This window comes from Klebsiella sp. C349492, assembly GCF_042055345.1.
Taxonomy (GTDB): Bacteria; Pseudomonadota; Gammaproteobacteria; order Enterobacterales; family Enterobacteriaceae; genus Klebsiella; species Klebsiella scottii.
The window spans coordinates 45,562-66,527 of the sequence record NZ_JANQCE010000006.1 but is presented as its reverse complement, the minus strand read 5'-3'; the positions used below and the strand labels follow the sequence as shown (position 1 = coordinate 66,527).

At 58.8% G+C, this 20,966-nt stretch carries 19 protein-coding genes; 7 read left to right on the top strand and 12 right to left on the bottom strand.

Annotated elements, in window-relative coordinates; translation table 11 throughout:
- Positions 1-77: 77 nt before the first annotated feature.
- Genes NWP14_RS20285 through speB form a run of 7 tightly spaced genes read right to left on the bottom strand, consistent with a single transcriptional unit; the run spans position 78 to position 7,021 of the window.
- Complete coding sequence (locus tag NWP14_RS20285) at positions 78-1,010, bottom strand: 2-hydroxyacid dehydrogenase (protein WP_375215873.1); 933 nt, start codon at positions 1,008-1,010, stop codon at positions 78-80.
- Positions 1,011-1,015: 5 nt separating this feature from the next.
- The gene (locus NWP14_RS20280) at positions 1,016-1,744 is read right to left on the bottom strand and encodes a class II aldolase/adducin family protein (RefSeq protein ID WP_325940696.1); all 729 of its coding nucleotides are present in this window, start codon (positions 1,742-1,744) and stop codon (positions 1,016-1,018) included.
- Positions 1,745-3,265, bottom strand: a complete 1,521-nt coding sequence (locus NWP14_RS20275) for an amino acid ABC transporter permease/ATP-binding protein (protein WP_375215872.1) — start codon at positions 3,263-3,265, stop codon at positions 1,745-1,747.
- 33 nt (positions 3,266-3,298) lie between these two features.
- Entirely contained in the window at positions 3,299-4,102 is an 804-nt protein-coding gene (locus tag NWP14_RS20270; RefSeq protein ID WP_095098251.1) for an ABC transporter substrate-binding protein, read from the bottom strand.
- A 9-nt stretch (positions 4,103-4,111) separates the two neighbouring features.
- On the bottom strand, positions 4,112-5,188 hold the full coding sequence (locus NWP14_RS20265; RefSeq protein ID WP_095098249.1) for an isopenicillin N synthase family oxygenase: 1,077 nt from the start codon (positions 5,186-5,188) through the stop codon (positions 4,112-4,114).
- Positions 5,188-6,048, bottom strand: coding sequence for a sugar phosphate isomerase/epimerase (locus tag NWP14_RS20260; protein ID WP_095098247.1), 861 nt, complete (start codon positions 6,046-6,048; stop codon positions 5,188-5,190). Before NWP14_RS20260 ends, NWP14_RS20265 begins: the two co-directional genes overlap by 1 nt.
- Positions 6,049-6,070: 22 nt before the next feature.
- Positions 6,071-7,021 carry an agmatinase gene (gene speB, locus NWP14_RS20255; protein WP_331833905.1) on the bottom strand — a complete coding sequence of 317 codons (951 nt, stop codon included), beginning with the start codon at positions 7,019-7,021 and terminating at the stop codon, positions 6,071-6,073.
- A 112-nt stretch (positions 7,022-7,133) separates the two neighbouring features.
- On the opposite strand from speB, the gene NWP14_RS20250 reads away from it, so the two are divergent.
- On the top strand, positions 7,134-8,045 hold the full coding sequence (locus tag NWP14_RS20250; RefSeq protein ID WP_095098241.1) for a LysR family transcriptional regulator: 912 nt from the start codon (positions 7,134-7,136) through the stop codon (positions 8,043-8,045).
- Between the two features lie 43 nt (positions 8,046-8,088).
- On the opposite strand, the gene NWP14_RS20245 is transcribed toward NWP14_RS20250, so the two are convergent.
- Both NWP14_RS20245 and surE read right to left on the bottom strand, forming a co-directional pair.
- The gene (locus tag NWP14_RS20245) at positions 8,089-8,709 is read right to left on the bottom strand and encodes a transporter (protein WP_375215871.1); all 621 of its coding nucleotides are present in this window, start codon (positions 8,707-8,709) and stop codon (positions 8,089-8,091) included.
- Positions 8,710-8,845: 136 nt separating this feature from the next.
- The gene (surE, locus tag NWP14_RS20240; protein WP_331833902.1) at positions 8,846-9,721 is read right to left on the bottom strand and encodes a 5'/3'-nucleotidase SurE; all 876 of its coding nucleotides are present in this window, start codon (positions 9,719-9,721) and stop codon (positions 8,846-8,848) included.
- Positions 9,722-10,241: 520 nt separating this feature from the next.
- Between surE and NWP14_RS20235 the strand changes: the two genes are divergently transcribed.
- Both NWP14_RS20235 and NWP14_RS20230 read left to right on the top strand, forming a co-directional pair.
- Positions 10,242-11,030, top strand: coding sequence for a histidine phosphatase family protein (locus tag NWP14_RS20235; RefSeq protein ID WP_095098232.1), 789 nt, complete (start codon positions 10,242-10,244; stop codon positions 11,028-11,030).
- A gap of 90 nt (positions 11,031-11,120) precedes the next feature.
- Complete coding sequence (locus NWP14_RS20230; protein WP_095098229.1) at positions 11,121-12,464, top strand: OprD family outer membrane porin; 1,344 nt, start codon at positions 11,121-11,123, stop codon at positions 12,462-12,464.
- A gap of 45 nt (positions 12,465-12,509) precedes the next feature.
- Here the strand turns inward: NWP14_RS20230 and NWP14_RS20225 are convergent, their stop codons facing one another.
- The 3 genes from NWP14_RS20225 to NWP14_RS20215 all read right to left on the bottom strand — a co-directional run bounded on the left by NWP14_RS20225 (position 12,510) and on the right by NWP14_RS20215 (position 16,139).
- Entirely contained in the window at positions 12,510-13,472 is a 963-nt protein-coding gene (locus tag NWP14_RS20225; protein WP_095098226.1) for a sugar-binding transcriptional regulator, read from the bottom strand.
- 136 nt (positions 13,473-13,608) lie between these two features.
- Positions 13,609-14,388: a triose-phosphate isomerase family protein gene (locus tag NWP14_RS20220; RefSeq protein ID WP_375215870.1), complete on the bottom strand. Its 780-nt coding sequence runs from the start codon at positions 14,386-14,388 to the stop codon at positions 13,609-13,611.
- A complete protein-coding gene (locus tag NWP14_RS20215; RefSeq protein WP_375215869.1) occupies positions 14,379-16,139 on the bottom strand; it encodes a dihydroxyacetone kinase family protein in 1,761 nt (586 codons plus the stop codon). The genes NWP14_RS20220 and NWP14_RS20215 overlap by 10 nt, the downstream gene beginning before the upstream one ends.
- 330 nt (positions 16,140-16,469) lie before the next feature.
- Here NWP14_RS20215 and NWP14_RS20210 point away from each other — a divergent pair, with 330 nt between their 5' ends.
- The 4 genes from NWP14_RS20210 to NWP14_RS20195 all read left to right on the top strand — a co-directional run bounded on the left by NWP14_RS20210 (position 16,470) and on the right by NWP14_RS20195 (position 20,865).
- Entirely contained in the window at positions 16,470-16,949 is a 480-nt protein-coding gene (locus NWP14_RS20210; protein WP_095098217.1) for an RpiB/LacA/LacB family sugar-phosphate isomerase, read from the top strand.
- A gap of 13 nt (positions 16,950-16,962) precedes the next feature.
- Positions 16,963-17,943, top strand: a complete 981-nt coding sequence (tal, locus tag NWP14_RS20205) for a transaldolase (RefSeq protein ID WP_375215868.1) — start codon at positions 16,963-16,965, stop codon at positions 17,941-17,943.
- Entirely contained in the window at positions 17,930-19,924 is a 1,995-nt protein-coding gene (tkt, locus tag NWP14_RS20200) for a transketolase (RefSeq protein WP_375215867.1), read from the top strand. The genes tal and tkt overlap by 14 nt, the downstream gene beginning before the upstream one ends.
- An 89-nt stretch (positions 19,925-20,013) precedes the next feature.
- The gene (locus tag NWP14_RS20195) at positions 20,014-20,865 is read left to right on the top strand and encodes a sugar phosphate isomerase/epimerase (RefSeq protein WP_095098208.1); all 852 of its coding nucleotides are present in this window, start codon (positions 20,014-20,016) and stop codon (positions 20,863-20,865) included.
- Positions 20,866-20,966: the final 101 nt, after the last annotated feature.

The following is a 20,966-nucleotide window of genomic DNA, read 5'->3' as shown; positions in this document are numbered from 1 at the left end:
GCCTTATTGTGTGAGCAACAGACCATTAAGCGTAGCAGCTGACGCCCGCACCGGGCGGAGACAGAGGTTGCAAGGTGTTAATAGCCCATCTGTTTATTGACCAGATTTTTCAGCGGCAGCGCCTGCTGCAGGCGCTGAATATTTTCCAGCAGCTGGCGAGCGATCACCTGCGCCGGGGCGATGGAGGCGATATGCGGAGTGATGACCACCCGCGGATGCGACCACAGCGGATCGGCGTCCGGCAGCGGTTCGACGGGGAAGACGTCCAGCACCGCGCCCGCCAGTCGGCCGCTGTCCAGCGCCTGCAGCACATCGTGATTCACCATATGCTCGCCGCGTCCGCAGTTGATCAGCACCGCTCCGGCCGGGAGCTGGTCGAGCAGAGGCTGCGCGAGGATGCCGCGGGTCTGCTCGGTGAGCGGCAGCACGTTGATCAGCGCGTCCAGTTCGCCCAGGAAATCAGCGGCCTGCGCATCGCCGTGGTAGCAGCGCACGCCCGCCAGGCGCTTTTCGCTTCGCGCCCAGCCGGAGACGCAGTACCCCAGCCCGGCAAGGCGGGTGGCGATGTAGCCGCCGATTTCACCGAGCCCCATCACCCCGACGCGAAAATCGGCGGCGGCCCGCTGCGGGTAGGCCTGCCACACCCGCTCGCGCTGATGCGCCAGCGCGCGGTCAAAGTGGCGCTGAAACCACAGCACGCCCCACAGCGCATATTCGAACATCCCGTGACGAAAATCTTCATCCACCACCCGGCATAGCGGAACCTGGCTGGCGAACACCTCTTCGGGAAGATGGTCGACCCCGGCCGAAGCGGCCTGGATGAGTTTTAGCTCCGGCGAGCGGGCCAGCAGCTGAGGGTCGGGAAACCAGCAGCTGGCATACTCCGCGCGACCAGCCGCCGGATGGTCGGGCAGGACCGCCGTCACGTGGGGAAAAAGCTGCAGCGCGTCGCAAATCTCGCGGGCGTAGTTTGGGTCGTTGCAGTCGACAACGATAGTCAGGTTCGGCATAGGCGTTAGTCTTTATAAGAGGTGTCGAGGCGGTTAAGGCGGCGCAGCCACGCCTGCCAGACCTGCTGGCGCTCGTGCTCCACGCCCATCAGCTGTTCGCAGGCGTGCTGGCTCAGGTGCGCCGGGATGAGGTGAATCGGGCTGAGCTGGGCGAGCTGGGCGGCGGCCATCTGAATTTCGCAGGCGCGGTTGAGGTAGTACATGATGCAAAACGCATCGGCGACGCTGCGCCCGACCGACAGCAGCCCGTGGCTCTGCAAAATCATGGCGATATTATCCCCGAGCGAGCGCTGAATACGTTCGCGTTCGTCGAGGTCAAACGCCACGCCTTCATACGGGTGATAGCCGACGCGCTGATAAAACTCGGTGCTGATCTGGTTAAGCTGCAGCAGGCCATCCTGACAGGCGGCGACCGCCATCCCCGGCAGCGTATGGGTGTGGATCACGCAGTGGGCATCCTCCCGCGCCATATGCACCGCGCTGTGGATGGTAAAACCGGCCGAGTTAGCCGGGGCGTGGCCTTCCACCACCTTGCCCTGCATATCGACGACAATCAGATTGCTGGCGGTCACTTCATCGAACATCATGCCGAACGGGTTAATCAGAAACCGCGGTTCGCCGTCGCCCGGCAGGCGCACGGAAAAGTGGGTATAGAGCGTATCTTCCCAGCCAAACAGCGCCGCCAGGCGGTAGGCGGCGGCCAGATCCTGGCGCAGTTCACGTTCAGTAGCCATTTATTGTACTCCCATAAATTCACGGATGCGGGTCAGTGCCGGATCGCTGGCGCCGTCGCGAATGCGCCGGGGAGGCACATCGCTCACCACCACGCCGTTTTCCATCATCACCACCCGGTCGGAAATGGATAACGCGAAGTCCATCTCATGGGTCACGATCAGCATCGTCATCCCTTCGCGGGCGAGAGACTGAATCACCTTCAGCACCTCACCAACCAGCTCCGGGTCCAGCGCCGAGGTGGGTTCGTCAAACAGCATGATGTCCGGTTTTAAGGCCAGCGCCCTGGCGATGGCAACGCGCTGCTGCTGGCCGCCGGAGAGCTGCCAGGGGTATTTTTCGGCGTGGGCCAGCAGCCCGACGCGATCCAGCAGATAGAGGGCCTGCTCTTTTGCCACGCGGCGATCGACCAGCTTGTGATACAGCGGGGCGAGCATGACGTTGTCGAGCACCGACCGGTGAGGAAACAGGTTGAAGCCCTGGAAAACCATGCCGATACGGCGCACGCCGGCGCGCATCTGCGGCTTATCGACGATCGCCGCGCCTTTCAGGTAATCTTCGCCGTAGAGAATGATTTCCCCGCCATCGATGCTTTCCAGGGCGTTGATGGTGCGGATCAGGGTGGTTTTGCCCGACCCGGATGGCCCGATGATGCTGATGACCTCGCCGTTATCGACCTTCAGATCGATGCCTTTCAGCACCTGATGCTGGCCCCAGGATTTTTCGATCGCCCGCAGATCGAGAGCCGGCGGGTTGCCGCTGGCGGGTTCGGTTTTCGCCGCCTGCGGCGGCGCTTTCAGGCTCTGGCGCAGGGTCTCGCATTCGGCGTCGTTGAAGGTTTGCGGGCGCTTTTGCTGAATATCGAGCCGGTTTTCCAGCGCCCGGAACAGCCAGGTAAATACCGTCACCACCATTACGTAGTACACCGCCACCGCCAGCAGCGTCTCCATCACGAGGAAGTTCTGCGCGTACAGCCGCTGGCCGGTGAGCAGCAGTTCCGGTAAAGAGATCACCGACAAAATCGAGCTGAGTTTAATGATGGTGATGTATTCATTAATCATCGTGGGCAGCGAGATGCGAAACGCCTGCGGGATAATAATCAGGCGCTGAATGCCGATAAAGCTGAAGCTTAAGGCGTGGCCTGCTTCGCTTTGTCCTTTCGCCACTGAAATTAAACCGCCGCGATGAATTTCCGCCATATAGGCCGCCTCGGTGACGGTCATCGAGACCAGGCCGGCAATAAACGGAATGCCGAGCAGCGGCTGGGTGGCCGGAAACAGCTGCGGCAGGTTATAGACAAACACCAGCAGCACCATTAGCGGCACGCTGCGGAAAAACCAAATATAGAGTTCGACGGGAACCTTGAGCCAGCGCGGGCCGGAGAGCTTCGCGCAGGCTAAAAGAAAACCTAATACCAGGCCAATAAACCACGACAATGAACTGACGACGATGACGGTAACGCACGCCTGCCAGAATGCCCCAATGCTAAATAACGAGAAAAAGTATCCCCAATCGAACTCCATACCGACTCCTGTTGCGCATTGGCTTGATCGTATTTAATCGATGCGTTCTAAATTGTATTTTTTGATGATGGCGTCATATTTGCCGTTGGCTTTTAAGGTGGCTAACGTCGATTTAATCGCCTCCACCAGTTCACTATTGCCTTTGCTGACATAAATCCCCAGCGGCAGGGGATAGACCAGCCGCGTGGAGCTAATCGCCAGCCGCCCGCGGCTCTTATCGACAAGAATTTGCGCCGCCGGAGCGATCTCTAACTGCGCGCTAATATTTTTCGATATCAGGGCCTGGGAGACTTCCGGGGCGGTCGGGAACTCCTGAATGCTAATCGCCGGCTTACCGTTTTTCAGACAGTACTCGTCGGAGTGATTTTTCAGGCTGGCGACCCAGCTGGTGCCCTGCTGTAGCCCGACCTTGACGCCGCATAGTTCGTCTTCCGTTTTCGGCTGAATCTCGCCGCTCTTCAGGGCGATAATTGACGCGCCGGATAAGGCGTAAGGCACCGCGTCGGCCTGTTTAAGGCGCTCCGGCGTGATGTACATTCCGGAGATCACCGCGTCGTATTTCTTGCCAATCCCTAAGATCAGGCTGGTGAATTTGGTATCGATCAGCTGCGGTTTGGCCTTCAGCTGCTCGGCAATCAGCGCGGCGAATTCCGGGTCGAGGCCGACGATGTTGTTATTGCTGTCGTAAGATTCAAACGGCGGATAGGTCACCTCCATCCCGACTTTAAATACGCCATCCGTCAGCAGTTCTGCCGCCTGGGTCAGCGGTGAAAAGCAGGCGGCGACGGCGATGCCCAAAGCCACACGGCGCGAGAGCTTATGGAGCGTTTTTTTCATCATGTATCCTCACGGGTTAGTTACGGTTTTTTGCTGGGCTTGTTTTTTCAGATGACCAAAGGTGTTGGTGCCTCGGGCGCGTTCCGGGAGCTGCAGCTCGCCTTTGTTGACCTTCTCGCGCAGGTAGCGATAGGTCTGCAACGCCTGGCTCCACATATGCTCGCCAATGCTCAGTTCCTGATAGTCGCTGGCCTCTCCGGCGGTTAAAAAGTTGGGCAGCGGGCGGATCAGGGTGTGGTAATCGCAGGCGAAGAACAGCGGGAAGGAGTAGCGCTCCTGCGGCACCTTGCGGACACGGTGGGCTGTAGCAACAAATGTGCCAGCGCTTAGCACTTCCAGCATATCGCCGATATTGATCACGAAAGCCTCTTCTCCGGCGGCGCTCTTCGCCGGCGGGGCGTCGATCCAGGCGCTATCTTCATTCAGCACCTCAAGGCCCGGCTGGTCGGCGAGCAGCAGGGTGAAGCACTCGTAATCGGTGTGTGCACCAATACCGGGAACGTCTTCGGCGCTGGCGTCAAAGGGATAGTGGATCAGGCGCAGCTTCGACGGCGGGCAGGTCACCATCGCCTTGAAATACCCTTCCGGCAGGCCAAGGGCGAGGGCGAAGGCGTCAAACAGGCGATGGCCGAGGGCAAATACGGCTTCATAGTAGGCCAGCACCCGGGACTGAAACTCGGGCAGCTGCGGCCACTCGTTGGCGCCAATCAGCGGCGTGCCGGCCAGCACAAACGGGTGGTCATCCGCGGCCTGAAAGCCAATATCAAACGCTTCTTTGTGGTCCGGTTTACCGGAGCCGTAGATCTCTTCCCCTTCCGGGACGTAGCCTTTGTGGCTGCGGGAGTGGCCGATGTAGTACTGCATCTTTTGATCCATCGGCAGGGCGAAGAGCCGTTTGGCCGCCGTGCGGATCCCGGCGATCAGCTCAGGGGCAATGCCGTGGCCGGTGATGTAGAAAAAGCCGACTTCCCGCGCCGCTTTGCCGATGGTGTCGGCGACGGCCTGGCGCTTTGCCAGACTGTCGCTGGCCAGATCGCTGATATCGATGGTCGGTAACTCAGTGAAAGAACTTTTTGCGACGCTCATTACGACAGATCCTTTTCGGTTAGCGATAAAAACTCGGCGAAATGCTGCTGTTCATGTTTCGCCATCCATGCATTCAGCGACCACAGATCGGCCACCGGGACGTTGGTGAACGGCAGGTGGTGCAGATAGCCGTCAGGGCCAAACTCAGGCGTCAACGTGGTTTGCTGATACCCGCGCCGGCGCTGCGACTGCCAGACCTGCTGCCAGAAGCGCTGCTGAAACTGCAGCGCGGCCTGATATTCCGGCGCCGCCGGGTGCGGCACCTGCGGCCCCTGGTCGTAGCCGGCGCGGGCCTGGACGTGGTGGACGCGGTCGATAAAGGCGCTGAAATCATCGCAGGGGTCATCCAGCAGACGCTCGCTCACCACCAGCCAGTGGCTGATATCGGCGGTAAAGCGCAGCTGCGGCAGCTGCTGGATAATTTCCAGAGTCAGCCACGGGCTATACAGCGAGGTGGCGCGATGGGTTTCAAAGCTGCAGATCAGTTCGCTGGCGGCGGCCAGCTCGTGGGCCCGGCCGAGAAAATCCACCTGCTGCGCCAGCGGCCAGCGGTCGTTGCCGGCCAGCAGATTGACAAAGCGCGGATTCAGCGTCTTTGCCTCTGCAAAGCGGCTTTTTAAGCGCTCCAGATGCTGGAGCGGCGTTTCGGCCTGCGCCGGGATCACGCCGCCGCCGCTGAAGAGGATGGCGATATACTCCAGTTCGGACTCCTGCAGGCGCCGGGCCAGCGTCTGCCGCTCATCGGCGCTCAGCGGGACCCGCGCCTCGATGCCGCAGCAGCCGACGCTTTTTAGCTCGCTGAGGGTTTGTTGCCACGGGGTCGTCACGCCCCAGAGGGTGCGAAAAACCTTGAGCTGCATGGTTGGCTGCATTCTGAATCCCCTATGGATATTTCACGCCCGGCAGGACGCAGAGCATTTCATACAGCAGGTTGGCCGCCAGCTGGGAGGTGTTGCCGCTGATATCGTAAGGCGGGGAGACCTCAACCAGGTCGCAGCCAATCAGGTTCAGGCCGCGGCAGCCGCGGACGATCTCCAGCGCCTGAATGGAGGTCAGGCCGCCGACTTCCGGGGTGCCGGTGCCGGGCGCCCAGATGGGGTCGAGGCTGTCGATATCGAAGCTGAGATAGACCGGGCCTGCGCCCATCTGCTGGCGAACCTCCGCCATTAGCGGCGCCAGCGACCGGTGCCAGCACTGCTCCGCCTGCACCAGACGAAAGCCCTGGTCGACGCCCCACTGGAAGTCGCCGGCGGCGTAACCCTGGGCGCGCTGGCCAATCTGCACCACGCGTTTAAGATCCAGCAGCCCCTCTTCGACTGCGCGGCGGAAGGTGGTGCCGTGGGCGATTTTCTCGCCGAACATGTCATCGTTGGTGTCGGTGTGGGCATCCACATGAATCAGCCCGACCGGGCCATGTTTTTTGGTCAGGGCGCGGAGAATCGGCAGGGTGATGGTGTGGTCTCCCCCGAGGGTCAGCGGGATGAGCGGAAAACTATTTAAACCGGTGTAGTAATCCTCGATGATCTGCACCGATTTGAGCAGGCTGTAGGTATTTATCGGTACGTCACCGATATCGGCCACCGATAGCGATTCAAAAGGCGCCGCGCCGGTTGCCATGTTGTAGGGACGAATCATCACCGATTCGGCGCGGATATAGCGCGGTCCGTAGCGGGTGCCGGACCGCTGCGACGTGCCGATATCCAGCGGGATGCCAACGAAAGCCGCATCAAGCCCCTGTAAATCTTCGATAAAAGGCAGTCGCATCATCGTTGCGCGGCCGCCGAAACGCGGCATCTCGTTGCCACCCTGCGGTTGATGAAAGATGTTATCCATTTCAGCTCCTGAATCTGACACACAAATGCTCGATAAGGTGATAGTGCGAAAGATGTGCTGGACTTTAAATCGTCTGCTGTAAATACTTAGTTCATTTAATGGTGAACTAATCATGCTCAACGACGGCAGCCTTAACATTCGCCAACTGCAGATTTTTGAGGCGGTGGCCCGCCTGGAAAGCTACGGCAGAGCCCAGCAGGAGCTGGGGATTTCCGTGTCGGCGATCAGCAACGCGATGTCTCAGCTGGAAGGCCAGCTGGGGTTTAGCCTGTGCCAGCGCGGGCGCGGCGGCTTTGCGCTGACCGAGAAAGGGCAGCAGTTTTTACAGCAGGCGATTCGGGTGCTAAGCGAGCTGAACGAGCTGGAACGCCAGTCGGCGCTGCTGAAGGGCGAGCACAGCGGCACGATTTGCATCTCGACGCTCGACTCGATTGAAACCGAAACCGCGCTGTCGCTGCCGGTGGTGCTGCGCAGCTTCAGCGATAAGTTTCCCCACGTGCATATCAAACTGATTATCCGCACTCCGGCGGAGCAGCTGAACGGCGTGCTCAACAACCATATCGATCTGGCTATCGGCAGCTACAACTCCCAGGTGCATAACATCATCAGTGAGCCGCTCTATCGCGAGCAGCACTGGCTCTACTGCAGCGACCTGCACCCGATGTTCTTCAGCCGCCAGCTCGATAAAGAGCACATCAGCCAGTGCCCGCTGGTGACCCGCAGCTACTGGAATACCAGCGATCTGCGGCGGCGCGGTTTCAGTAAAGGCAGCGCCACCGTGGAGACGGTCGATGCGCAGCTGCTGCTGATCCTGTCGGGGAAATATATCGGCTATCTCCCGGAACACTACGCCTGGCCGTGGATCAAGGAGAACCGGCTGCGGGTGCTGCTGCCCAACGAGTTCGGCTTCCAGTCGCCGTTCTCGGCGATTTGCAAACGCGGGCGCAGCAACGAGCCCTATCTGAAAGAGTTTCGTAATTTACTGAAGAAGAATACCGTCGCCAGGCCGAAGTGGAACTATTAAGGGCCGCCGGGGCATTGCGGCGTTGCCCCGGGGACGCGCGCGATCAGGCGCTGGCCGTTGCCGAAGTGCGGGCGAGATAGCGAAAATAGCAGTAGTAGCCGATTGATGCCGTCAGGCACAGCATATAGCCAAACGACTCGCTGCCCTCTTCGACGGCGTTTTTCACGGCCCGGGCGTAATCCTCGGCAAGGATGGCGAACCACAGGCCGTGCATGCCGAACAGACGCGAGAAGACCAGCACCGCCAGCAGGCCGCTGAGCATCATCCCGTACCAGGGCGAGCGGGTATATTGCGCCAGCTGCGCGAGGGTCTGACGGAAATGGATTAGCGGATAAATAAGCGTACAGAGCGTGGAGAACAGGGCAAACCAGACCCAGCTACCGTGGGAAATAAGATCGAAGGCCGCATCCAGTTCACGAATCAGCATCGCGAGGAAAAAGCCGCCGACGAGAATATTACAGTAGCGCAGAAGCGTATATCTCTTCGCCAGCCAGAAGTGAATCAGCACGATCGTCATCAGCACCAGTTCCTGCACTATTTCGGTGAGCGATATTTCCGCAATATTGTTATCAAAGACCCGCACGTCCATCCACAGGCAGAGCACCGCGACGGCGGAGGCGAAGGCCGCGCCGAGGAAGAAGAGAAAGCTTCTGAGTACAGACATTAGCACCACGTTATATATTGAAAAACAATATGGTAAGTGCCGTATTTATAACTTCCTCTTCACTTCGTGCTCCTTTTCCGCTGTTTTTTAACCTATTGAGCTTTTTTCCGCCCTAGGCGGGCGGTGATGACGGTCGTCACTGGCCTAACAGCGCCTGGTAGCGGGCGGTAAACTGCGGGGCGTTCCACGAGCCGTCAAAAAGGGTATAGGTGATATAGCCCTTGTTGAGCCAGCCGGAGTCGGTGTCGTCCAGGGTTGGAGCGAGCGCCGCCGGGTTTAGGGTCTGTTTCGCCTTGCCGTCGGCCGTTAGCTCATAGCCGATCTGCGGCGTCGGGAACGCTTCGTTATCGATGTAGCGCACGCCTTTGATATCGGCTTTTGCCAGCGGCGGATAGTTAATACTCAGCCCGGACCCTTTGGGTAAGACGGGAGCGTCCGGGGTACGTTTGGCGCTGAGGGTATCGACCACGCCGACGACGTAATCGACCGACTCCGGCCAGTATTTATGCGTGGCCGGCCAGCCGTTTTTCATCTCCTCTGCGCTAAAGATGTAGCCGATGCTGGCGGCGATCGCCGGGATGCCGTAGCGCACGGCGCGGGCGGCGGCGCTGACGGTACCGGAATTCACCTGCGCCATGCCGGTGTTGGGGCCGTCGTTAACTCCGGAGATAACCAGGTCCGGCGGAGCGTCCTTCAGCAGGCCGCGAAGCCCAAAGTCAACGGCGTCCGCCGGGGTGCCGGGGAAGCAGTAGCGCCTGTCGGCGACCTTTTGTACGTCGAAGATCTTGCCGGTTTTAAAGGTGATGGCGGAACCTATGCCGCTTTGGTTGGTGGCGGGGGCGACCATCCAGACGTCGTAGCCTTTGGCTGCCAGTTTGTCCTGCAGCGAGGTGCTGCCCGGCGATTCGCAGCCGTCGTCGTTGACGATCAGTATTTTCAGCGCGGGCCGGGCCGCTTCGGCGGCGAAGGCGACGGTGGAGAGCAGAGCGGCGGTGAGGATTATTGTTTTCACTTTGTATCCTTGCATTTGATGGAAGGGCCTGAATCGGGCGCAAAAAAAAAACCTAAGACTCCTGCCCGCAGCGCTGCTGCGACAAGTATCTTAGGTTTTGCCTGCGTTCAGTAACAATCCCGGATAGCCACGAAAATACGCCAGGCTGCGGCCATCGTCCAGGGAAAGACTATTTTTTGTGAGCGGCTTCAATAAATAAATCTGTTATTAACGATGTTCGCCGCAGGGGGTTTTCTGCGCAGGTTATGTTTCTGTATGGGGCTTATTAGTCGATGTATGAATATTGGATTAAATATATTGCGTTAAGCCTGCTGGATATGCGTGCGATCACATTTATTAATTTGCCCCATAAAAGAGAGTGGCGTTACTCCGCATTGATGATATTGTCGCCATAATTGGATTGTTACTGTGTATACAGGCAAAACCTACGTCAGATAGCGGAAGCGGTGATCATCACTTTCGCTATTGAGCGTAGGTTTTTTTGTTTTCATTACAGGTATGGATAACGAAGGGATATAACATGAAAAGATGGCTGTTAGCTTTAATAGTGGTTGCCAGTAGCGTCACCTCGGCTGCGGAAAATAAAACACCGGTCGCTGAGGATGATACGGTAAATATCTATTTTGCCCGTCATGGGAAAACTCTGCTTAATACCTTTGACCGCGTTCAGGGATGGGCCGACTCCCCGCTAACCGAGGACGGATTGCGGGTGGCGCGTTATTTAGGCGAAGGGCTCAGGGGGATTCAATTCGACAGTTTCTACACCAGCGATGCCGGGCGGCAGCGCGAAACGATGGCGGTTATTTTGACGCAGGCGGGGATCGCCAACTATCGACCGACCGAGCTGGTGGGGCTTCGCGAAGCGTTCTTCGGCGGGTTCGAGGGCGGCCTGAATCGGGATATGGCCGCGGCGGGAGCCCGTCAGCTGGGGCTGGCCGACGCTGCGGCGCTGTACCGGGAGATGAAGGCCGGTACGCTGTCGGTGCGCGATAGCCAGAACGCTCTCGCCAGCGCCGATCCAAAGGGGATGGCGGAGAACTACGACCAGGTGAAGAGTCGCGTCCAGGCGGCGCTGGCGACCATTCTTGCGAAGGCGAAAGCCAGCGGTGATAAAAATATTCTGGCGATTTCATCCGGAACGGCGATGCAGATAATGATCTCCGACCTGACTGACGATCCGGCAAAAAATAAGCCTTTAGCCAACGCGGCGGTAGTCAAAATTACCTATCAGAACGGCCGCTATCGGGTAGCTGACATCGGTTCGTTAAAATACGTTGAGGCCGGAAAAAAGGCGCTCGACGAAAAATAAAATAACGCTTACGGCACGCTTTTTTGGCCGCCCACTTATTATTACCCTGAATCGGTAAGGACGGGGTGCGGCCCTACTCTGGGATATCATATGAATCTGACTCGCGTTACCGCAGCGCTTATCGCGCTTAGCGCTTCAGCTACCGCCTGGGGCGTCGATAATAATGAAGAGACGCAGCATTTCAAGGCAATAAACGACCTTATTAACGAACCGTTTTTTCGTGATTCACAAATGACGTTATCGTTAAAAAACTACTGGAAATATCTTAAGGAAGAGAACTCAAATCCTAAGCACGTACATAATGCGTGGGGGCAGGGAGTCGCCGTCGATTATCAGTCGGGTTATTTTTACGATACGCTTGGGGCCGATGTTGTCTATTATAGCGCCGTCAAGCTGGGAGCCAGCGATTACTTTAACTCGCGCGGCGTGCTTTACAATAACGGTACCGGTAATAATAAAGGTAATGCCGAAGGCTTCTCCAAATTTGGCCAGCGCAACCTGAAGCTGAAGTATAGCATCGCAGATATGCGGCTTAACGCCCGCTGGGGCTGGCAGGTGCTGAAAAACTATGGCGTCATCTCGACCTCGACGCGGCTGTCGCCGACCACCTACTCCGGCTGGAGCGGCTCTCTGAGCTATGACGGCCTGACGCTGCGCGGCGCGTACGTGGAAAACTCGATGGACCGCAACTCGCCTGACAAGAAGCATTTCCAGACCAACGCCGGGCGCGAGATTAACCACCTGGCCAGCGGCGAGCTGCTGTGGAAAAGCCGCTATCTGGATCTGCAGTATGGCTATGGCGAAAGCGATAACTATCTGCGCCGCCACCTGCTGTTTGCCAATCTCAGGCCGATAGCGCCTCTGAATATCGGTACGCAGATATACGCGACCCATGCTCTTGATGAATATCGCGCGATGCCCGCGAACAGGCGTGACTTCGATAATAACGCCCGCCATTTTGCCCTTGACGCCACGTGGAAAGCGGAGCGCTGGAGCAGCAAATGGGGCATCGGCTATACCGACGCTAAAAAAGCGAACGAGGTGGGTTTTTACCCGCGGCATATGAGCAAAAACTCCCGCGGCACGTTTATCTCAATGGCCTACGCGGGCGACGACTACATGCGCGACGGAGAGCTGGTGCTGGCGAATATCTCAGACTACCAGCTTACTCCGCAGCTGGCGATCGGCCTGGCCGGCAACATTGCCCGGTTTAACTACCGGGGCAATCACGTGCGCAGCGGTGAAATTAACGCCTTCAGCCGCTGGGTTCCTTCCGACCCGCTGTTTAAGAACCTGACGGTATGGGTGATGTTTGGTCCGGGCTGGTCATACAAAAGCAGCGGAAAAACGCCGGTGCTGACCGACGGCCGCTACACCCGAACCCACACGCTGGCTTCAGAAGCGATCGTTGAATACCGCTTCCGCCTGTTCTGATGACCCGGAAGCGTAATATGTCGGGCTAGCGGGCAGCCCGACGGATTACTGGCTCATGCTTAAAATCGTGCGAATGTTGCGGGCGCTGGTGGCGATGATATCGATTGCCCCGGTGCGCAGCGCGCCCATAATCGCCATCGCTTTGGTATTTTCAGACGCAATCGCAATCACGCAGGGGATCTGCTTGAGCTCTTCAACGCTCAGGCCAATCACGCGGTTGTCCATCACCGTGTTAACGTGCTCGCCGCGGGAGTTGAAGAAGTCGTAACCGGCTACGTCGCCGATAACGCCCTGGTTAATGCTGGCGTCGTTGATCTCCTGCGGCGTGAACCAGCCCAGCTTCACCATGTAGCTCTCTTCGTTCATATCGCCGATGCCAACCAGGGCAATATCGGCCTTGCGCGCGCGGTCGAGCGTCTCTTTAATGGTGCCGTTCTGCAGCAGCAGCTCTTTTAGCTGCATATTTTCGACGTAGGCCGGTGCGTACAGCGACTCGCTGCTGCCGCCAAATTTCTTCGCCAGCAGGCGGCTGATATGATCGGCGTTGATGATATCGCCCGGCCGATGGGTGCCGCCGATGCCGCAAATAAAGCGACAGTCGCGCGCCTGGATGGTGCCGGAGAATTCCGCGACCGCCGCCACGTTGCGACCCTGACCCACCGCCACCACCACGTTATCTTTCAGCATATTGTTGAGGTGGCTGGAGACCAGGGTGGCAACCTGGCGACGCTGCTCCTCTTCATCGTTATGGTCGAGGGCGATAAGCGCGCGGCTGATGGGGAAACGATCTTTGAGCTGCTTTTCAAGCTGGGTACTGAAGATCGGGTGGTAGCGGACGTTGATCTCGACGATCCCTTCTTCTTTTGCTCGTTTTAGCAGACGTCCGACCTTAATACGCGAGAAGCCAAATTTGTTGGCAATCTCTTCCTGCGTTATCTCATCACAGTAATAGGCTACGGCAATCTCGGTCAGTAGCTCATATTCCTGGGACGCGCTCGATTTTTCCATTCGGCTGCTTTCTCCACGCGATAGATTAATGTTTAGGGGGTGAACATTTGCTGAAAGTATATCAGAAACGTTTTTAGCTCAAGCAGGGTAAGCGCGACGGTCCTCCGTGAGTCCCGTCGCGCTTCAGAAAGGGCGGCTAGCTCTCCGGGCGGTCGGCCGCTATCTTCTGTGCTTCGGCAAGAATTGACGCAAAGGCTTCAGGCTGGTGGGCAAAACGGCCGAGGAAAATTCCGTCAACGTCGGGCCACAGGCGGCTGAGCAGGCCGGGGCCCGCGCTTCCGCCGTAGATAACCTGAAACTGTGGGCCGTAATGTTGCCGCAAATGCGCACGCAGCTCGCGGCAGACGTGGCGGATATAGTCGTCGCTGGCAGGCTTTGGCGCACCAATGGCCCACTGCGGCTCCCAGGCGAAAATCGTCGGCGACAGCGCGCCGTCTCCGCGGTGCGCCAGCAGCTCCTGCACCTGGCCGATAGCGTAAGCGGCGGCATCTTCGGCGCTCATTTGCTGGTCTTCGCCAATACAAATGACCGGGGTGAGATGACTTGCATAGGCCATATCGATCTTCTGGTTGATGATGCCGGTGGTTTCGCCGAAGTGGCGGCGCCGTTCGGCATGGCCGAGCTCGACGTAGCGGCAGCCCATCTCCTGCAGCATGGCGGCGCTGCTTTCGCCGGTCCAGGCGCCGGGCGGGGCGGCGCAGATATTCTGCGCTCCCGTGGCCATCGCCGTTCCCTCAAAGCAGCGCAGCGCCGCCGCGACCGCCGGCATCGCCGGAAAGGTGAACAGCTGCAGCCGCGCCGTCTGCTCTGCCGGCTGCCGGCGCAGCAGCTCGGCAACCTGCTGGCACCATTCCTGGGTTTGGCCATAGCCAAAATAGGTTTTATGGCTGGTGCCGACGATGGGGCTTAGGGGCATACGTTCTCCCGGGGTTCTTCAGTTTCAGTATTATCGCTCATGCAGGCGCCCACCGCGGCGATGATCATCGCCAGCGATACCGCGCCGGCGTCCGGCGTGCCGAGGCTGCGCTCCGCAAGCGGGCGGGCGCGGCCGATTTTCGGCAACAGCTGGGCGGTATCCTGCGCGCTCTGGCGGGCGACGCGCTCGGCTTTGTCCCAGGCCTGCGCGCGAGAGAGTCCTTCTTCCGTTGCCGCGCTCAGCGCCTGGCTAAACGGCAGCAGCACGTCGACCAGGGTTTTATCGCCGGGTTTGGCTTTGCCAAAATGCATCACCCCGGCGTTGGCCTGGGAGATGGCCAGCGCCACCCGCGCGGCGTCAGGTTTTTCATGATTGCCGATGGTGATACCCAGCGTATTGAGAATCACGCCCCAGATGGCGCCAGAGGTGCCGCCGGCCTCATCTGCCCAGGCGTCAGCGGCGAATTGTAGCAGGGCACCGGCTCCGGCACCCCGTTCCAGCACCTTTTTCGCCGCGCTGCGGGCGGCAACGACGCCGCGTTCCATACCGATGCCGTGGTCGCCATCGCCGGCGATCGCATCGATACGGCCAAACTCTTCGGCGTTATCAATCACCGTTTGCGCGACGGCGTCAATTATCCGCATCACCTTGACGGCCACTTCTTTCGATTCCGCGCTGCCCTGGGGGATATTGACCTCGCCGCTCTGCACCAGCTGCTGCGGATCGAGAGGTCTGTGCGGCAGGACGGAGCCGCGGCTAAAGGCGGGAGTGGTGGCAGGGGCAAGCCACAGGGCTTCCAGCTCTTCATCAAACCAGACGAAAGTCATCGACATTCCGGCCATATCAAAGCTGGTGACAAACTCGCCGATCTGGATATCGGTCACTTCTACGCCTGCATCCTGCAGCAGCGGCTGCACGTCATGCCAGAACACGAACAGCTCTTCATACTTCACCGAGCCAAGACCGTTAATGATAACGCCCAAACGCGCGCCTTTGGTTTGCGCGATAGCCTGCGGACGCTCTTCCAGCAGAGTGCCGGTAAGCATTTTCGCCAGCTCGTTCGACGAAACGGTATCCAGTTCGCTAATGCCCGGTTCGCCGTGGATCCCCATGCCAAAGCCCATTTTCCCTTCCGGAATGGTAAAGAGCGGATGCTCCGCGCCGGGGAAGGTACAGCCGCTAAAGGCCAGGCCTAGCGAGCGCGTTTGCTCGTTGGCGCGGCGGGAAATAGCCAGCACTTCGGCCAGCGAGTCGCCGCGCTCTGCGGCGGCGGCGGCGGCTTTAAACACCACCAGATCGCCGGCTACGCCGCGGCGCTTCTCTTTTTCAGCCAGCGGCGCGCTGGAGATATCGTCGGTGATGGCCATGGTTTCACAGGGGATCCCCTCGGCGCGCAGCCGTTCGCAGGCGAGACCGAAATGAAGCACGTCGCCGGCGTAGTTGCCGAACATCAGCAGCACGCCGCCGCCGTTATTGGCCGCCCGCGCGACGGAGCAGATTTGCTGCGCGGAAGGGGAGGCGAAAAGATTGCCCATTGCCGCGCCGTGAGCCAGGCCCTGGCCTACCAGCCCGGCAAAGGCGGGGTAGTGTCCGGATCCGCCGCCAACGACGATAGCCACGCCGCCCGGCCGACTTTGCGTATTACGCACGACCCCGCCGGGGACCTGGCGCACCATTGACGCGTGCGCGCTGACGAAGCCCGCCACCATTTCTTTTGCGAAGTCTGACGGTCGGTTAAAAATCCAGCTCATTTTGTCTTCTCCAGATGATTTGTATTTAGTTTCCCAGCCGCCAGTTTCTGGCCATTTGTACCATCACAAATGAACGCTATCAGATCACATGATTCAATCAAATGTTCAGTAGGTGGATATGTGATCGCGGTCTTGATTTGCTTAATAAAGCTATTTTTTGTGCAATACCCCCTTTTTAAGCCGTCATTTTCTTGCTAAACATTATTACATACGAACAACTAGTGAACTTTAGTTCAGTTAAGCGGCCGGGAATTCCAGCCTGAATCCATCACACGAGCGGCTTCTGAACATAAGTTTGATACTAACGCTGTCATTTATGAGGTAAGAGAAATGTTGAAAGTCGCAATCGGTGCGGATGATGCTGCGACCGGACTTAAAAATCTGGTAAAGGAACATCTTCAGCAGCGGGACATCGAGGTCGTTGATTTTAGCCACGACGTGGCGGGAAATGAGCAGATGTATCCGGATATCGCCTTTAACCTGGCTTCGGCTATCCGCGAAGGCACCTTTGAGCGCGGGCTCCTGTTTTGCGGTACCGGCATCGGGATGGCGATTGTAGCGAATAAGGTGCCCGGCATTCGCGCCGCGCAGTGTCATGACGTTTACTCCGCCGATCGCGCCCGCAAAAGTAACAATGCGCAAATTATGACCCTCGGGGCGCGGGTGGTGGGCAGCGAGCTGGCGCTGATGCTGGTCGATACCTGGCTTGCTGCCGAGTTTGAAGCCGGGCGCTCCGGGCCGAAGGTGCAGCGTATCGATTATTACGAAACGCTGGTTCACCCGGACGGTGCGACCCGCGCAGATGAATAAAGGAGTCATCACGATGACCATTCTGGAAAAACTGAAAGAAGTGACCACCGTCGTTGCGGACAGCGGTGATATCACCGCTATCCGTGAATACCATCCGCAGGATGCAACGACCAATCCGTCGCTGATACTGAAAGCCGCCGCGCAGCCGCTTTACCGCCCGCTGATCGAGCAGGCCATCGCCTGGGCCTGCGAACAGGGCGGCACGGCGCAAACGCGGCTGATTAACGCCGGCGATAAGCTGGCGGTGAATATTGGCCTCGAGCTGCTGAGCCAGGTACCGGGAAAAGTGTCGACGGAGGTTGATGCCCGCCTCTCTTACGATCGCGGGCTGTGCGTGGCGAAAGCGCGCAAGCTGATTCGTTTGTATGAGCAGGCCGGAATCGACCGCTCCCGCGTGCTGATCAAGCTGGCCTCGACGTGGCAGGGGATTAAGGCGGCGGAAGAGCTGGAGCGCGAAGGCATTCACTGCAACCTGACGCTGCTCTTTTCATTTGCCCAGGCGCGCGCCTGCGCCGAAGCGGGAGTATGGCTGATTTCGCCGTTTGTCGGGCGAATTTACGACTGGTATCGCGAACGTAATCTGCTGGAAGACGACGCGGCGGAGAACGATCCGGGCGTCGTCTCGGTGCGCAATATTTACGATTACTATAAGAAGCACCGCTACCCGACGGTGATCATGGGCGCAAGCTTCCGTAAAACGGCGCAGGTGATTGCGCTGGCCGGCTGCGATCGCCTGACGATTGCCCCCGCGCTGCTGGAGGATCTCAGCCGAATGGAGGGCGATCTTACCGTCGCGCTGGTTCCTCCGCAGGCCGGCGAGGTGCCGCCATCGCCGCTGACTGAGTCCGAGTTTTACTGGCTACACAATCAGGACCCGATGGCGGTCGATAAGCTGGCGGAAGGCATTCGCCTGTTTGCTCAGGACCAGCAAAAGCTGGAGGTGATGCTCAGCGAGCTGCTGGAAAAACAGGAGGCTGACAATGCCATCGCGTAAAGAGCTTGCTAACGCTATTCGTGCGCTGAGCATGGACGCGGTACAGAAAGCCAAATCCGGCCACCCGGGTGCCCCGATGGGTATGGCTGACATTGCCGAAGTCCTGTGGCGTGATTTCCTGAATCATAACCCGAACAACCCGGCCTGGGCCGATCGCGACCGTTTCGTGCTCTCCAACGGCCACGGCTCAATGCTGATTTACAGCCTGCTGCATCTCACCGGTTATGATCTGCCGATTGAAGAACTGAAAAACTTCCGTCAGCTGCACTCCAGAACCCCGGGCCACCCGGAAGTCGGCTACACCGCCGGCGTTGAAACCACCACCGGCCCGCTGGGCCAGGGGATTGCCAACGCGGTCGGGATGGCGATTGCCGAAAAAACCCTGGCGGCGCAGTTCAACCGTCCGGGCCACGATATCGTTGACCACTTCACCTACGCCTTCATGGGCGACGGCTGCATGATGGAAGGCATTTCTCACGAAGTGTGCTCCCTGGCCGGTACCCTGAAGCTGGGCAAGCTGGTGGCGTTCTATGACGACAACGGCATCTCCATCGACGGTCACGTTGAAGGCTGGTTCACCGACGATACCGCTAAACGTTTCGAAGCCTACGGCTGGCACGTGGTGCGCGGCGTTGACGGCCATGACGCCGACGCCATCAAACGCGCGGTGGAAGAAGCGCGCGCGGTGACCGACAAACCGTCCCTGCTGATGTGCAAAACCATCATCGGCTTCGGTTCGCCGAACAAAGCCGGTACCCACGACTCCCACGGCGCGCCGCTGGGCGACGCGGAAATCGCACTGACCCGCGAGGCGCTGGGCTGGCATCACCCGGCGTTTGAAATCCCGTCTGACATCTACGCGCAGTGGGATGCAAAAGAAGCCGGTCAGGCAAAAGAAGCGTCCTGGAACGAGAAGTTCGCGGCCTACGCCAGCGCCTTCCCGCAGGAAGCGGCTGAATTCACCCGTCGTATGAAAGGCGAGATGCCGGCAGACTTCGGCGCGAAAGCGAACGAGTTCATCGCGAAGCTGCAGGCTAACCCGGCGAAAATCGCCAGCCGTAAAGCGTCGCAGAATGCGATTGAAGCCTTCGGCCCGCTGCTGCCTGAATTCCTCGGCGGCTCAGCTGACCTGGCGCCGTCGAACCTGACTATCTGGTCCGGCTCGAAAGCCATCAACGAAGACACCGCGGGTAACTACATCCACTACGGCGTGCGTGAGTTCGGGATGACCGCGATTGCCAACGGTATCTCCCTGCACGGCGGTTTCCTGCCGTACACCTCCACCTTCCTGATGTTCGTGGAATATGCGCGTAACGCGGTGCGTATGGCGGCGCTGATGAAACAGCGTCAGGTGATGGTCTACACCCACGACTCCATCGGTCTGGGCGAAGACGGCCCGACGCACCAGCCGGTCGAGCAGGTGGCTTCGCTGCGCGTGACGCCGAACATGAGCACATGGCGTCCGTGTGACCAGGTGGAATCGGCGATTGCGTGGAAATACGGGGTTGAGCGTCACGACGGCCCGACGGCGCTGATCCTGTCGCGTCAGAACCTGGCGCAGCAGGAGCGTACGGCAGAGCAGCTGGCGAACGTCGCCCGCGGCGGCTACGTGCTGAAAGATTGTGCCGGCCAGCCGGAGCTGATCTTCATCGCCACCGGTTCAGAAGTTGAGCTGGCGGTTGCCGCGTGGGACCAGCTGTCTGCGGAAGGGGTGAAGGCGCGGGTGGTCTCCATGCCGTCCACCGACGCGTTCGACAAGCAGGATGCGGCGTACCGTGAATCGGTGCTGCCGAAAGCGGTTTCGGCTCGCGTGGCGGTGGAAGCGGGTATCGCCGACTACTGGTTCAAATACGTGGGCCTGAACGGCGCTATCGTCGGCATGACGAGCTTCGGCGAGTCTGCGCCGGCCGAGCTGCTGTTCGAAGAGTTCGGCTTCACCGTTGAGAACGTTGTCGCTAAAGCGAAAGCGCTGCTGGCGTAGGTTAGGGTCTGATAAACGCGAGCTGGCTTATCGGCTATTCTGACAAGAATAGCGCTGGCAGCTCTGTTACATAAAGGAAGGGATCGGCCATGAGTAAACTTGTGATTGGCGTAAATACCGCGATGTTCGACGGTCTTGATACCGACGTCGCCTTTAGCACAATAAAAAAAGCCGGGTTTCATTACGTTGAGCTGGCCTATAACCAGGGCTACGTGGGCGATATGCCGCCCGAGCTCTTTGGTGCAGAAAACGCGCAGCATATTCGTGAGCTGCTGGAAAAACACCAGCTGGGCACGCATTCGCTGGGGGCGACGATGAATATGGGCGCCGTGGATGCCGTGGAGCAGTTCAGCCAGCGCATCCGCTTTGCCAGTATGATTGGCGCAAAATGGATCAACGTCTGCGTCGGCAGAAGCGCCGATCGCGCGCGTATTATCGATAATCTGCGCGAGCTGGCGGCGGTTGCCGATGAACACGGCTGCACGATCTGTCTGGAAAACGGCGGCGATCCGAATTATGACGTCTTCCGCCTGGCCGACGACGGCTTTGCGCTGCTGGACGCTATCGATAGTCCGGCGGTGGCCTTCAACGTTGATGCCGGCAATATTGTTTCGCTGTGCCCGGACGTCGATCCGGTTGAGGCGGCGATCGCCATGCTGCCGGGGGCTCAGCATTGCCATCTGAAGGATCTGCAGGTCCGCGACGGGGAAGTGCACTTCACGCCGATGGGCTATGGCCAGCTGAACTATGTGCCAATGCTAAAAGAGCTGGAGGCGCGCGCTATTCCCTGTAGCCTGGAAATTCCTTTACGCATGCATCGCCAGCGCGATAGCTATCCGGTGCGCGGAGCTTCACCCGTCGATCCGGCGTATAGCCTGGAGGTGCTGATCCAGTCCCGGCAGATGCTGGAAAAATGGTTGGGTTACCCTGTCGACGCTTGATAAATAAAAATGCGTCGCCGCTGAAATTCAAGATAAAGAGTATGAGCTGCTGGCGCAATTTATTTTATTTTTAACTTCAAGGTTTGTTCTTATTTATCGTT